The sequence below is a fragment of the Micromonospora sp. CPCC 205554 genome (assembly GCF_036902745.1).
GTDB lineage: Bacteria > Actinomycetota > Actinomycetes > Mycobacteriales > Micromonosporaceae > Micromonospora > Micromonospora tulbaghiae.
The window spans coordinates 171,704-184,229 of the sequence record NZ_JBAKHP010000011.1 but is presented as its reverse complement, the minus strand read 5'-3'; the positions used below and the strand labels follow the sequence as shown (position 1 = coordinate 184,229).

General features: G+C 76.6%; 14 protein-coding genes and 1 pseudogene. 10 read left to right on the top strand and 5 right to left on the bottom strand.

Features of this window, described 5'->3' with window-relative positions:
* The 7 genes and pseudogenes from V6U82_RS17475 to V6U82_RS17445 form a co-directional block, all read left to right on the top strand.
* A pseudogene (locus tag V6U82_RS17475) lies at positions 1-160 on the top strand (phosphoheptose isomerase); the annotation flags it as partial.
* A 332-nt stretch (positions 161-492) separates the two neighbouring features.
* Complete coding sequence (rfaE2, locus tag V6U82_RS17470) at positions 493-1,893, top strand: D-glycero-beta-D-manno-heptose 1-phosphate adenylyltransferase (protein ID WP_334462442.1); 1,401 nt, start codon at positions 493-495, stop codon at positions 1,891-1,893.
* Between the two features lie 21 nt (positions 1,894-1,914).
* Positions 1,915-2,610, top strand: coding sequence for an SDR family oxidoreductase (locus tag V6U82_RS17465; RefSeq protein WP_442933443.1), 696 nt, complete (start codon positions 1,915-1,917; stop codon positions 2,608-2,610).
* A complete protein-coding gene (locus tag V6U82_RS17460) occupies positions 2,607-3,587 on the top strand; it encodes a glycosyltransferase family 9 protein (protein WP_334462440.1) in 981 nt (326 codons plus the stop codon). The genes V6U82_RS17465 and V6U82_RS17460 overlap by 4 nt, the downstream gene beginning before the upstream one ends.
* Positions 3,588-3,610: 23 nt before the next feature.
* A complete protein-coding gene (locus V6U82_RS17455) occupies positions 3,611-4,468 on the top strand; it encodes an alpha/beta hydrolase family protein (protein ID WP_334462438.1) in 858 nt (285 codons plus the stop codon).
* An 83-nt stretch (positions 4,469-4,551) separates the two neighbouring features.
* Positions 4,552-5,181 carry a hypothetical protein gene (locus V6U82_RS17450; RefSeq protein WP_334462437.1) on the top strand — a complete coding sequence of 210 codons (630 nt, stop codon included), beginning with the start codon at positions 4,552-4,554 and terminating at the stop codon, positions 5,179-5,181.
* A 113-nt stretch (positions 5,182-5,294) separates the two neighbouring features.
* Positions 5,295-5,678, top strand: a complete 384-nt coding sequence (locus tag V6U82_RS17445) for a hypothetical protein (RefSeq protein ID WP_121685991.1) — start codon at positions 5,295-5,297, stop codon at positions 5,676-5,678.
* A 4-nt stretch (positions 5,679-5,682) separates the two neighbouring features.
* Here V6U82_RS17445 and V6U82_RS17440 read toward each other — a convergent pair whose 3' ends face one another.
* Entirely contained in the window at positions 5,683-5,892 is a 210-nt protein-coding gene (locus V6U82_RS17440) for a GTPase activator (RefSeq protein WP_120570739.1), read from the bottom strand.
* A gap of 36 nt (positions 5,893-5,928) precedes the next feature.
* Positions 5,929-6,819, bottom strand: a complete 891-nt coding sequence (locus V6U82_RS17435) for a DUF72 domain-containing protein (RefSeq protein ID WP_121685984.1) — start codon at positions 6,817-6,819, stop codon at positions 5,929-5,931.
* A 144-nt stretch (positions 6,820-6,963) separates the two neighbouring features.
* Between V6U82_RS17435 and V6U82_RS17430 the strand changes: the two genes are divergently transcribed.
* Positions 6,964-7,656, top strand: a complete 693-nt coding sequence (locus tag V6U82_RS17430; RefSeq protein WP_334462435.1) for a hypothetical protein — start codon at positions 6,964-6,966, stop codon at positions 7,654-7,656.
* 23 nt (positions 7,657-7,679) lie between these two features.
* The gene (locus V6U82_RS17425; protein WP_334462433.1) at positions 7,680-8,384 is read left to right on the top strand and encodes a Pr6Pr family membrane protein; all 705 of its coding nucleotides are present in this window, start codon (positions 7,680-7,682) and stop codon (positions 8,382-8,384) included.
* A gap of 12 nt (positions 8,385-8,396) precedes the next feature.
* Here the strand turns inward: V6U82_RS17425 and V6U82_RS17420 are convergent, their stop codons facing one another.
* Positions 8,397-10,475: an amylo-alpha-1,6-glucosidase gene (locus V6U82_RS17420; protein WP_334462431.1), complete on the bottom strand. Its 2,079-nt coding sequence runs from the start codon at positions 10,473-10,475 to the stop codon at positions 8,397-8,399.
* Complete coding sequence (locus tag V6U82_RS17415; protein WP_334462429.1) at positions 10,472-10,849, bottom strand: SCP2 sterol-binding domain-containing protein; 378 nt, start codon at positions 10,847-10,849, stop codon at positions 10,472-10,474. Before V6U82_RS17415 ends, V6U82_RS17420 begins: the two co-directional genes overlap by 4 nt.
* Before the next feature lie 122 nt (positions 10,850-10,971).
* On the opposite strand from V6U82_RS17415, the gene V6U82_RS17410 reads away from it, so the two are divergent.
* Positions 10,972-11,949: a glycoside hydrolase family 88 protein gene (locus V6U82_RS17410; RefSeq protein WP_334462427.1), complete on the top strand. Its 978-nt coding sequence runs from the start codon at positions 10,972-10,974 to the stop codon at positions 11,947-11,949.
* Here the strand turns inward: V6U82_RS17410 and V6U82_RS17405 are convergent.
* A complete protein-coding gene (locus tag V6U82_RS17405) occupies positions 11,936-12,442 on the bottom strand; it encodes a mycothiol transferase (RefSeq protein ID WP_334462424.1) in 507 nt (168 codons plus the stop codon). The two genes, V6U82_RS17410 and V6U82_RS17405, sit on opposite strands and share 14 nt — an antisense overlap.
* Positions 12,443-12,526: the final 84 nt, after the last annotated feature.

The following is a 12,526-nucleotide window of genomic DNA, read 5'->3' as shown; positions in this document are numbered from 1 at the left end:
CGGCCTGCGCTGCTGGGCCTTCACCGGACCCGCACCCAACCCCCTCGCCGACCTCTGCCACGACGCGCTGGCAGTGCCGTCGTCCGACAGCCAGGTCGTGCAGGAGCTGCACCTGGTCTCCACGCACCTGCTGTGCGAGTACGTCGAGCAGGCGCTGCCGCTGGTCCGGCACCTGCCGCACGCGCCGTGGCGGTCGACCGGCGAGTCCGTGTCCCCGGGGTCTCCGATCGGCGGTGCGGCCCGGCCGGACGCCGAGGGCGGGCCGGACCGGGTGCGGCGCGACGGCCTGGTGCTGGCCGCTGTCGACGGCGCGGCACCGTTGCGCGCCGACGGCCACGGCTCGCCCGGACACGCCAACGGCCACGGATCAAACGGTTACGGCCCGCACGGCCCCGGCCCGGACGGCCCCACGCCCAACGGCCACGGTCCGCACGGGCACGTCACGAACGGGCACCGGCGCGACCGGGACACCGGCACCGGCCGGGTGGAGTCGTGAACGGCCCGCTGGTCGTCGTCGGCGACACGCTGCTGGACCGCGACGTGGACGGCACCGTCAGCAGGGTCTGCCCGGACGCCCCGGTGCCGGTGCTCGACGAACGCACCGCCACCGACCGGCCGGGCGGCGCCGGACTCGCGGCGCTGCTCGCGGCCGCCGACGGCGGTGAGGTCGCGCTCGTCACCGCGCTGGCCGACGACGCCGGTGGCGCGCGCCTGGCGGAGCTGCTCACCGGCGCGGGCGTCGCGCTCTACCCGATGCGCCTGCCCGGCGCGACAGCGGAGAAGATCCGGCTGCGGGCCGCCGGGCAGACGCTCCTGCGACTGGACCGCGGCGGCGAACCGCAGGCGCCGGGAGAGCCGTCGCAGGCGGTACGGGAGCTGCTCGGCCGGGCCGGCGCGATCCTGGTCAGCGACTACGGGCGCGGCCTGCTGCGGCAGCCGGCACTGCGGGCGGCGCTGGCCGAGGCGACCGCACCGGTGGTCTGGGATCCGCACCCGCGCGGCCCCGCGCCGGTGCCCGGTACCCGGCTGACCACGCCGAACCTCGACGAGTTGCGCCGCGTCACCGGCGACGCGGGCGGCGGTTCGCCCCTCAGCACCGCCACCCGGGCCGGTCAGGAGCTGCGCCACCGGTGGCGGGTCGGCGCGGTGGCGGTGACCATGGGCCCGGACGGCGCGGTGCTGTGCCACGGCGGGGCCACCCCGCTGGTGCTGCCCCCGTCGTCGGTGCCGGACCACGTGGAGGACACCTGCGGGGCGGGTGACCGGTTCGCCGCCGCGGCGGCGCGAGCGCTCGGTGACGGCGCGCCGGTCGCCGAGGCGGTCCGCGCCGCCGTGGAGGCGGCGTCGGCGTACGTGGCGGCGGGCGGGGCCGCCGGGCTTCGCCGGGAGCAGGAACCGGCCCCGCCGGATCCGGCGCGCGCCGCCGAGGACCTGATCGCCGGGGTACGCGCCGGCGGCGGCACAGTGGTCGCCACCGGCGGCTGCTTCGACATCCTGCACGCCGGGCACCTGGCCACGCTGCGCGCGGCCCGCCGCCTCGGTGACTGCCTGGTCGTCTGCCTCAACTCCGACGCGAGCGTGCGCGGGCTCAAGGGCCCGGAGCGACCGGTCAACCCGGCCGAGGACCGGGCCCGGCTGCTGGCGGCGCTGGACTGCGTCGACGCGGTGGTGGTCTTCGACGAGCCGACCCCGCACCAGGTGCTGGCCCGGCTGCGCCCGGACGTCTGGGTCAAGGGCGGCGACTACGGCGACGTGGAGCTGCCCGAGGCGGAACTGGTGCGCCGCTGGGGCGGGCAGGTCGTCACCGTGCCGTACCTGGCGGACCGGTCCACCACCGCCACCATCTCCGCCGCGCGCCGGCGCGGCCTGCACCTGGTCCGAACAGTGGTCTGAACGAGCGAGAAGGAGTCCGGCATGAGCAGGGACATCAACGGCCAGGCGGTGCTCGTCACCGGTGGCGCGAGCGGGCTCGGCGCGGCGGTCGTGGCGGCGGTGGCCAAGGCGGGTGGGCGGCCGTACGTGCTGGACCGCCGCGCGCCCGCCGACGGCGTGCCCTGGGTCGAGTGCGACCTGGCCGACACGCGCGCCGCCGAGGCGGCCACCCGGCGGATCGCCGAGCAGGCCGGCGAGCTGGCGGGCGTGGTGACCGCCGCCGGCATGGACGTGCCCGGGCGGCTGGGCGACGTCGACGGCGCCGTCTGGGACCGGATCGTGGCGATCAATCTGCTCGGCACCGCCGCGGTGATCCGGGCCGCGCTGCCCGCGCTGGAACGCGCGCACGGCACTGTGGTCACCGTGGCGTCGACGCTGGGCGTGAAGGCGGTCAGCGACGCGACGGCGTACTGCGCGGCGAAGTTCGGGGTGGTCGGCTTCACCCGGGCGCTCGCCGCCGAACTGGCCGGCACGGTGGGCGTGACGCTGCTGGTCCCGGGCGGGATGCGGACCGCGTTCTTCGACGAGCGCGACGACAGGTACAAGCCCGGTCCGGACGCGATCCTCAACGACCCGGCGGACACCGCCGAGGCGGTGATGTTCGCGCTGACCCAGCCGCCCGGCTGTGCGGTACGCGAGCTGGTGGTCTGCGCCGAGCAGGAGTCGTCGTACCCGTGATCCTCGTGCTGCGCGCGCTCGGCGTCGGCGACCTCGCGACCGGGGTGCCGGCGCTGCGCGCGCTGCGTGCCGCGTACCCCGGCGAGGAGCTGGCGCTGGTCGCGCCGCGCTGGCTGGCGCCGCTGGTCGAGCTGGTGGGCGGCGTGGACCGGCAGGTCCACGCGGACGGGCTGGGACCGCTGCCCTGGTCCGGCCCGCCGCCGGAGACGGCGGTCAACCTGCACGGCCGGGGCCCCCAGTCGCACCTGATGCTGACCGCGCTGCGGCCGGGTCGCCTGCTGGCCTTCGCCAGCCCGGAGGCGGGCGTGCCGGACGGGCCGCCGTGGCGGGCCGACGAGCACGAGGTGGACCGCTGGTGCCGGATGCTGGCCTGGTACGGCTTGCCCGCCGACCGCGCCGGCCTGGCGTTGCGCCGCCCGGCGCCGGACGGGTTCCCGGCCGGCGTGACGATCGTGCATCCCGGGGCGAAGGCCGCGGCGCGGCGATGGCCGGTGGCGCGCTTCGCGGCGGTGGCCCGGGAGCTGGCCGGGCGCGGGCACCGGGTGGTGGTGACCGGCAGCCCGGCCGAGCGGGAGCCGGCGACGGCGGTGGCCCGGGCCGCCGGGCTGCCCGGCGACGCGGTGCTGGCCGGGGCGACCGACGTGGGCGAGCTGGCCGCGCTCGTCGCGTACGCCCGGCTGGTGCTCTGCGGCGACACCGGCATCGGCCACCTGGCCACCGCCTACGCCACCCCGTCGGTGCTGCTGTTCGGCCCGGTGCCGCCGTCCTGGTGGGGGCCGCCGCCGGACCGGCCGTGGCACGAGGCGCTGTGGGCGGGCCCGCGTCCGGCCGCCGCGGGAGAGGACGTGCACCCGGCGCTCGCCGCGCTGGACGTGCCGGACGTGCTGGCGGCGGTGGACCGGGTGGAACGGGCCGCCCGCCGCCGCTCACCGGTGCCGGCGCAGCCGACCCGGCCACCCCTTGCTACCCGCCGGTAGGTTCGAGCCGTAGGCTGATCCGGGTGAGCGGGGACTACACCCAGGAGTTCGTGGACGTCGACGGCGCGCGCATCGGCGTGCAGGTCTATCCGGAGCCGGCCGGTCCGCCCGGCGCGCCGGTGGTGCTGATCTGGCCGGCCATGGGCGTGCGCGCCCGCTACTACCGGCCGTTCGCCGCCGCGCTGCGCGACGCCGGACTCGCGGTGATCGTGGCCGACCTGCGCGGCACCGGCGAGAGCACCCCCGCGCCGTCGCGCGCCTGCCGGTACGGCTACCGGGAGATGGCCGCCGACGTCGGCGCCGTGCTCGACGCGCTCAAGCCCCGGCTGGACGGCCGTACCCGGCTGCTGCTCGGGCACTCCCTCGGCGGTCAGGTCGCGGTGCTGCACCAGGCGCTGGACGACGACGACCGGGTGGACGGGCTGGCCCTGGTGGCGGTGGGCCTGCCGTGGTGGCGGCGGTACCCGGGCCTGCGCGGGTGGGGCGTGCTGCCGTACACCCAGGCGATCGCGGCGACGGCCCGGCTGCTCGGCGTCTGGCCCGGCTGGGGTTTCGGCGGTCGGCAGGCACGCGGCGTGATCCGGGACTGGGCGCACACCGCCCGCACCGGCCGGTTCCCGGCGCTGGACGGGGTGGACGCGGAAGCCGCCGTGCGGCGGATCCGGACACCGGTGCTCGCGGTGAGCGTCGACGACGACCAGTACACACCGCACGAGACGCTCGACCACCTGTGCGGGAAGCTGACCGCGGCCCCGGTGACGCGGCACCGCTACACGGTCGCCGAGGCGGGCGCGCCGCTCGACCACTTCACGTGGGTACGCGCGTCGGTCCCACTGGCCGCCCGGATCGCCGCGTTCGCCGGCACTCTCCCCCGGCGCTGAGTCCTCCTCCTCCCGCCACGCCGGGCGTGAGTCGCCCGATCGTGGGTATGCCGCACCGCCCGAACACGGCGGAGGGGGATCTGATGTCAGAACGGCACACCACGCTGCGCTCGATGCACGACCTGGGCCTGGCGGCCTGGTTCGGCGGTTCCCTGATGGGGGCGCTGGGCGTCAACGGCGCGGCGGCACGGATCAACGACACGACGGAACGGCTGCCGGTGGCCTCGGCGGGATGGGCGCGGTGGACGCCGGTCAACGCGGCGGCGATCGGCGCGCACCTGGCCGGCGCGGTCGGTGAGCTGGTCACCGAGAGCCCGCGGATGGCCCGCCAGGCGGGCGTGGGACGGATGAGCGCGGTGAAGACCGCGCTGACGGTCGGCGCGCTGGCGGTGACCGGCTACAGCCGGCTGGTCGGCATGCGGCTGGAGAAGGCCGGCGGCCCGCCGGTCGAGGGGACCACCGAGCCCAACCACCACACCCCGGCGAGCGTCGCCTCCAGCCAGCGGCAGATGAAGCTGCTCCAGTGGGCGGTCCCGGCACTGACCGGGGCGCTGGTCGTGGTGTCGGCGTACATGGGTGAGCAGCAGAAGCCGGGGCAGGTGTTCCGGGGCATGCTGGACCGCGCGGGCGGGATCATGTCCGCGCCGAAGCACATGGGCAAGGTGGCCGCCGTGGGCGCGGCCGGACGCTCCCTGGTCGGGGCGGCCCGTTGACCACCGCGCGGCCGGCGACCCACATCGGGGTGGGCCACCGGCCGCGCGGTGCAGCGGGACAGGCCGTCGGCAGGCGGACGGCGCACGGACATCAGCAGCCAGGCGAGGTGACCATGACCAGCAGGGACCGGCCGGGTACGGGTGACGGGCGCGGGCCGGAGTCGGCCGCGCCGTGGGGCACCACCGACGGCTTCGACGCCGACCCGCCGTGGGGCGCCGGCGACAGCGACCCGATGGACGAGGGCAGCGAGGAGACCGCCGTCCCCGAGGGGCGGCTCGGCGAACGCCGGGCGGCCGGCGCCGGGCCGGGCGGGCCGAAGGCGGGCCGGCACGGGTTCGGGTCCGTCGAGCCGACCCGGACGCCCGAGGCCGGGCCGGGCGCGCCGCCGGATCCGGCCCCGTCGGGGCGGACGTTCCCGGACGACAGCGCGGACGGCGACCTCGGCGACAACGCGCTGGAGGAGGCGACCGGGATGCGCCCGGAGACGCGCCCCTGAGCGTTCAGGAGCCGGTGCCGTCCTCACCCGGCCGGCCCGGCGCCGACGGCTCGTTGTCCGGCACCGGTGACTCGGCCACCGGGTGCCCGGTGTCGTCGACCAGGCCCGGCGCCATGCTGCCGCCGTGGGCCTCCTCGGCCTCCCGGGTCGCTCGCGGGTCCCGCTCGTCCTCGCCGCGCCGCTTCTCCACAGATCCCCCTTCGCGCTCGTCCATGCACCCGGCGGTACCCGGACGACGGCTGAGGAAACGTCAGGCGCGCGCGGCGGCGGGCGCGACGCCGAGCAGGCCGGCCAGCCGGGCGGCGTCGCGCTGGGCCTGGTCGCCGCAGCAGTTGTTCATCAGCACGTGCAGCTCGGCGCACTGGTCGGCCAGCTCGCGCAGCAGCACCGACCAGTGCCGCAGCTCCCGCTCGCCGTAGGCGTAGCGGAACCGCTCCTGCTTGTCGCCGCTCTCCCAGGCCGTGCTGTGCCCGTGGAACCGGATCACGGCCAGGTCGGTGGTGGCGACCAGGATCGGCGGCACCGAGGAGACGTGCCCCTGCGGCATGTCCACACAGCCGTAACCGAGGTCGTGCTCCCGCAGGAACGTGACGGTGTCGGCCATCGCGTCCCCGTCGAACCAGGACGAGTGCCGCAGCTCGACCGTCACCGGCCAGGGGCGGCAGCGCCGCGCGGCGTCCAGGATCCGCCGCCGGGCCGCCTCGCCGCGAGCCAGCCACGGCGGGAACTGCAACAGCACGGCGCCGAGCCGGTCGGCCGCCGCGAGCGGCGCCAGCGCCGCGTGGAACCGGTCCCACAACTCGTCGTACGCCCCGGCGGGCAGGTCGCGCCAGCGGATCCGGCTCGGGCCGCCTTCCGGGCGCAGGTCGCGGGGCAGCGCGTCGACCGGCGTGTGGTGGCCGGTGAACAGCCGGAACGCCTTGACGTCGAAGGTGAACCCGGCCGGGGTGGCCTCCGCCCAGCCCGCCGTGGTCTCCGGCACCGGCACGGCGTAGTACGACGTGTCCACCTCGACCAGTCCGAACCGCTCGGCGTACCAGCCGAGCCGCCCGGCGGGGGTGTTGACCCCGCGCGGATACCAGCCGGAGCGGACCAGCATCTGGTCGGCCCACGAGGACGTGCCCACCTTGATGACACCCATGTAATTCAGTTCACCGCGACTCCGGGACATCGGCAACCGGAGATGCCCTCCGGGCCGTGACCGGCGCCGGGTGACCGGCCTCACCGTGGGTCGGCCGTACCGGAGTGTGACGCCCGGCCGGGTGGCGGCGCTGAGGGTCACGAGATGGACGCATCCGGCTTGGATCAGGAAACCGTCGAGCGGCTGCTCGCCGGCCGCTCCGGCGACACGCCGTCCGCCCCGCCGGGACTCGCCGCCGTGCTGGACGCGATCCGCGCCGCGCCCGGCACCGGCGAACTCGGCGGCGAGGCGGCAGCGGTCGCGGCGTTCCGGGCCGCACGGTGGACGCGCCGTCGCCGCCGTGCCCGGTTCGGCGTACGGGTGGCCGTGGGCGCGCTCGCCGCGTCCCTCACCGGCGGCGTCGCGCTCGCCGCGACCGGGAACCTGCCGCGCGCCGCGCGTCCGGCAGCGCCGCCGGTCGTCTCCGCACCCTCCGCGCCGCCGGCCCGGCCGAGCCCACCGGCCGCCTCACCGGCGGCCCGGACACCGCACCCGTCCTCACCGCCCGGCCTGTGCGTCGCGTACCGGGCCGTCGCCGAGCCGGAACGGGGCCGCGCTCTGGGTACGCCCGCCTTCGGCGACCTCGTCAGCGCCGCCGGGGGCCGCGACGGCGTGGCGGACTACTGCGCCGGGCTCCTGGGCGACGACGATCCGCCGGGGAAGCCCGGCGACGAGCGGGGCGGCGGCAGGACCGAGCGCCCCGTCCACCCGGACGGCGCACCGCCGGGCGCGGACGTCCCCGCACCCGGGAACGCCGGACCGCCGGCCGGCACCCCGCCCGGGCGGCGTCCCGGCTGACGACCGGCTGGTAACTTGCCCCGGTGACCCCCCGGCGTCGCCTACCGGCGATCCTCCTCCGCCTCGCCGTGGTGCTCGCCGTGCTGGCCGGCATCGTGCTCACCGCGCTCGGCCCGGCCACCGTGACCGGCCTGCTGCCGTACTTCACCATCCAGAGCAACGTGGCGGTCGGCGTCCTCGCCGGGTACGGCGCCTGGTGCGCGCTGCGTGACCGGCCGGAGCCGCCGAGCGTCCTCAAGGGCGCGGTGACCCTCTACATCACCATCACCGGCACGGTCTACCACCTGGTGCTGGCCAACCCGGCCAGCCCGTTCGCCATGGTCCAGCCCGACCGGCAACCGGGTGAGTGGTGGGGCAACCAGTTCCTGCACACGGTGGTGCCGCTGCTGGCGCTCGCCGACTGGGCGCTGTTCGACAGGCGCGGCCGGCTGCGCCCCCGGTACGCCGCCTGGTGGCTGGCGTTCCCGGTCGGCTACCTCTGTTTCGCCCTGGTACGCGGCCTGGTCGTGGGCAGCTACCCGTACCCGTTCATCGACGCGGGCGAACTCGGCTACGACGGGGTGACGGTCAGCGCGGTCGGCTTCGCCGCGGTGTTCTGGCTGCTGGGCCTGCTGTTCGTGGGCGTGGACCGGCTGCTCGCGCGGGCCGGGCGCACCGGATCGGCGGGGCCGCCGGCCGCGGCCGGGCCGACCCCGACGGCCGAGCGGGAGACCACCGGCGCGGGCTGAGCGGCGGGCCGGTCAGGCGGCCCGGCGGGCCGGCCGGCCCGCGCGCATCCGCCGGCCCGCGCCGCGTTCCCGGCCGTACGAGTCGGCCCGTCCCCACCGGCCCGGCACGTCGAGCAGCTCGATCCGTCCGAACCCGGTCGGGATCGCCGGGTTCACCAGCAGGTTCTCCCCGCACGGGCGCAGCCCCAGCATGGTCGACAGCAGCATCAGCAGCCCACCCGAGGCCCACGACTGCGGTCGCCCGGCCTCCGGCAACTGGACCGGGTACTTGGTCAACGCGCGCGGGTAGCCGGCGATCACCTCCGGGACCGAGCCGCCGAGCGTCTCCGCCATCGCGAACACGCCGGCGGCGATGTCGGCCGCCTCCTCGTCGAAGCCGTACCGCCGCAGGCCCGCCGCGACGATCGCGTTGTCCGACGGCCAGACCGCGCCGAGGTGCGCGCCGACCGGGTTGTACGGCCGCTGCCCCTGCGCGTAGGTGCGCACCCCCCAGCCGGAGAACAGGTCCGGCCCGCGCAGGTGCCCGGCCAGCGCGCCGGCCCGCTCCGGCTCCACGATGCCGCTCCACAGCAGGTGCCCCAGGTGCGAGGTGAGCGCGTCGACCGGCTCGCCGTCCGGGGTGAGCGCCAGCGCGTAGTAGCCCCGTTGCGGCAGCCAGAAGTCACTGTCGAACCGTTCCCGCAGCCGCGCCGCGTCGGCCTCCAGGCGCTGGGCGTAACCCGGGTCGCCCCAGAACTCCCGGGCCAGGCGGGCGCCCCGGATCCGCGCGTCGTACGCGTACCCCTGGAGCTCGCACGTGGCGCGCGGGAACGGCGGCTCCACCCCGTACCTGTCGACGACGGCCTCCGGGGAGTTGCGCCAGGTCTGGTTGACGACCCCGCTGTCGGTGTTGCGCGGCCGGTAGCGCAGGTAGCCGTCGCCGCACAGGTCGCCGTACCGGGTCAGCCAGTCCAGCGCCATCCGGGCCGGGTGCCGCAACTCGTGGATCAGGTCGGCGTCGCCGGTCCAGCGTTCGTACTCGTCGAGCAGGATCACGAACAGCGGCGTGGTGTCGGCCGCGCCGTAGTAGAGCGCCGTCGGCTGCTCGTCGAACGCGGCCGCCTCGCCGTACCGCAGCTCGGCGACGATCTTGCCGGGCTCCTCCTCGCGCCGGTCGTCGAGCCGGCCGCCCTGCAGCATCGCCAGCATGCGCAGCGTGCCCGGGGTCAGCTCGGGCGTGAACGCAAGCGTCTGGAGGCAGGTGGTCAGCGCGTCCCGCCCGTACAGCGTCATCGCCCACGGCATCCCGCCGACCGGCACCCGGTCGGTGTAGGCCAGCGGCATGTAGCGCAGGGCGGCCAGGTCGGTCAGCGCCTGCCGGTACACGGCGGCCGGCGCGGGCCGGTCGGCGAACAGGTGCGGCGCCCGCTCGAGCCACCGCTCGAGCTCGTCGCGCATGTCCTGCCGGACGTGCCGGCGGTGCGACTCGATGCCGGCCCGCAGATCCCGCCCTCCGGCACCCTGGATGATCATGGCGACGTGCAGGTCGACGTGCCACTTGCCCTGCGGTTCGACGCGGATCCGGAAGGTCATCCCCCGCGGGTCCACCTCGGCCGGGACGGTGCTGGAGACGCACGTCTCCCGGACGAACCGTCCGCGCTCGTACCGGATCCGCAGCCGCTGCTGCTCCGGCTCCGGAACGACCGTCGGGCGCCGCGGGCCGGGCCGCAGGATCTCGGAGGTGTCGGCGAAGTCGGCAGCCATCTCCACCCGCACCGTGTACTGGGCGGGTTCGGACGAGTGGTTCAGCACCGTGAGGCTCTCGTGGTACGCCTCGTCGATCGAACGGTGCCGGATCACCGAGACGTCGGCGTCCACGTAGTGGCTGGCGGCGCCGGGCACCAGCACGAAGCGGGTCTCGAAGTAGGTCAGGTCGTCGCGGGACAGCGCGTGCAGCCGTTCGCCGTCGACGGTGAGCACCCAGTGGGACAGGAACCGGGTGTCGAAGGAGAACAGGCCGATCGGGGCGGACGGGTCGCGTTCCATGTCGCCCTGCGCGTCGCTCAACGCGAACGCGTTACCGGCGAGGACGTGGACAAGTTCCTGCCTCATCGGGCCGCCGTCCGCTCGCAGGCCACCTCGCGGGGATCCCGGGCGTCCGGCGGGCCGGGGAAGATGCGGCGCAGCGTCATCAGCAGCTTCAGTTCGCCGCGCGCGGCGAGATCGTTGCGCAGCAGCGCGGCGGCCGGGTGCAGGCGCCCCGCCGCGATCCGGTCGAACACCTCCCAGTTGGCGCCGACGATCAGGTCCGCATCATCGGCCAGGCGGTCCACCCGGACGTCCTGCCGGTCGATGGTCAGGTACCAGTGCTCGGTGCAGCCGCCGTCGCGCAGATCCAGTCGGATGGTGCCGGAGGTGGTCTCGGGCAGGTCCGGGTGCCGGCCGGCGGTCCCCCGGGTCAGGTGTTCCACGGCCGAGACGCTCATCGGGCCCTCCTCGTCGGTGGTCGCGGCCGGCGCCGCTCGTCCCGCAGCGTCCCCGCCGGGCGGGTGAGGCGAACTCACCCGGTCCGGGTGAGTCGCGGCGGCCCGGCGGGTATCCCTGAGCCGTGCCGACGACCGGGGACGCCACCGCCGACCGGGTGCTGCTCGCGCTGCTGACCATGCAGCGCGAGTCCTGGGAGCAGGGGATCCTCGGTCAGGCGCTGCTGGACCTGGGCCTGGACGAGGCCGCCGTGCTGGTCGCCGACGCCGCGGTGACCCGGCAGCGGCCGGACGGACGGCTCGGGGAGCCGGCCGGCTCGGTGGGCGCGGTGAACGGCGCCGCGTGCGGCGAGGTGGTCGCGCACGCCGCGCACCGCACCGGCGACCGGCGGTACGCGGTGGCGCTGGACGCCCAGCTCGACTGGCTGGCCCTCCGGGCGCCGAGGGCGTCCGACGGCACGCTGTTCCACCTGCTCGACGGCCGCCAGGTGTGGGCGGACACGGTCTACATGGTGGTGCCACTGCTGGCGCTGACCGGCCGGACCGAGGCGGCCGCCGCGCAGGTCGCGGGGCACCGGAGGCGGCTGTACGACACGCGCACCGGCCTGTACGCCGCCCGCTGGGACGAGGACCGGGGCGAACCGGACCGGCCCGGTCCCTGGGGCACCGGCAACGGCTGGGTGGTCGCCGGGATCGCCCGCGCGCTGCGGCTCGCGCCGGACTGGCCGGGCGACGTCCGCGCCGAGCTGGCCGGGCACGTCGAGGAGGTGCTGACCGCCTGTCTCGCGTACCGGGGCGCGGACGGGCTCTTCCCCGACGTGCTGGACGAGCCGGACGCGTTCCGCGAGGCCAACACCGCCCAGTTGCTCGGGTACGCGGCCCTCACCGGCGTGGCCGGCGGCTGGCTGTCCCGGCCCTGGTACGACGTGGGAGCGGACCTGCTGGCCGCCGCCGCCCGGCGCGTCGACGCGTACGGCCGGGTGACCGGCGTCAGCGGGGCACCGGACTTCGAGCGCCCCGGCACCTCGCCCGAGGCGCAGGCATGTCACCTGCTCGGGCACGCCGCGCTGCGGCGGGCCGGTGCGGCGCTCAGCGCAGGATGAGCCCGCGCACGTACGCGGCCTGGCCGACGTGCTGGAAGTCGTCGTCGAGCACGCTCACCAGCCGCACCCCGAGCGTGACCGGCGGATCCCAGTTCTCGTCCACCACCCGGTCCAGGTCGGCCGCGCGCAGCCCGCGCAGGTACGCGAGGCTCCGGTCCACCACCGCCCGGTGGTAGTCCAGCAGCACGCCGCCGTCCTCCGGGCGTACCGCGGCGATCTGCTCCGGGCCGTGCCCGAAGCCGGTGTCGGCGGGGTCGGGCCGCAGGCCGCACCGCTCCGCCCACTCGCCGGTGGCCCAGAGCTGCGGCTCCCCCATCACGTCGGCGACGTGGTCGTCCTGGATCCGGGTCAGGTGCCAGACCAGCCAGCCCACCGGGTTCGCCCCGTCGGCCGGCGCCTGCCGCAGCTGGGCCGCGTCGAGCCCGTCGAGCGCCGCGGCGACCAGATCGGGCAACCGCCCGTACGCCTCGGTCAGCACGTCCGTCGCGTCCACGCGTCCCTCACTCCCCTGCCGTCTCCTGCCGTTCCCTCGGGCAGTACCGCCCAGCGCGCCCGGCAAACCTCGGCGCGGGCACCG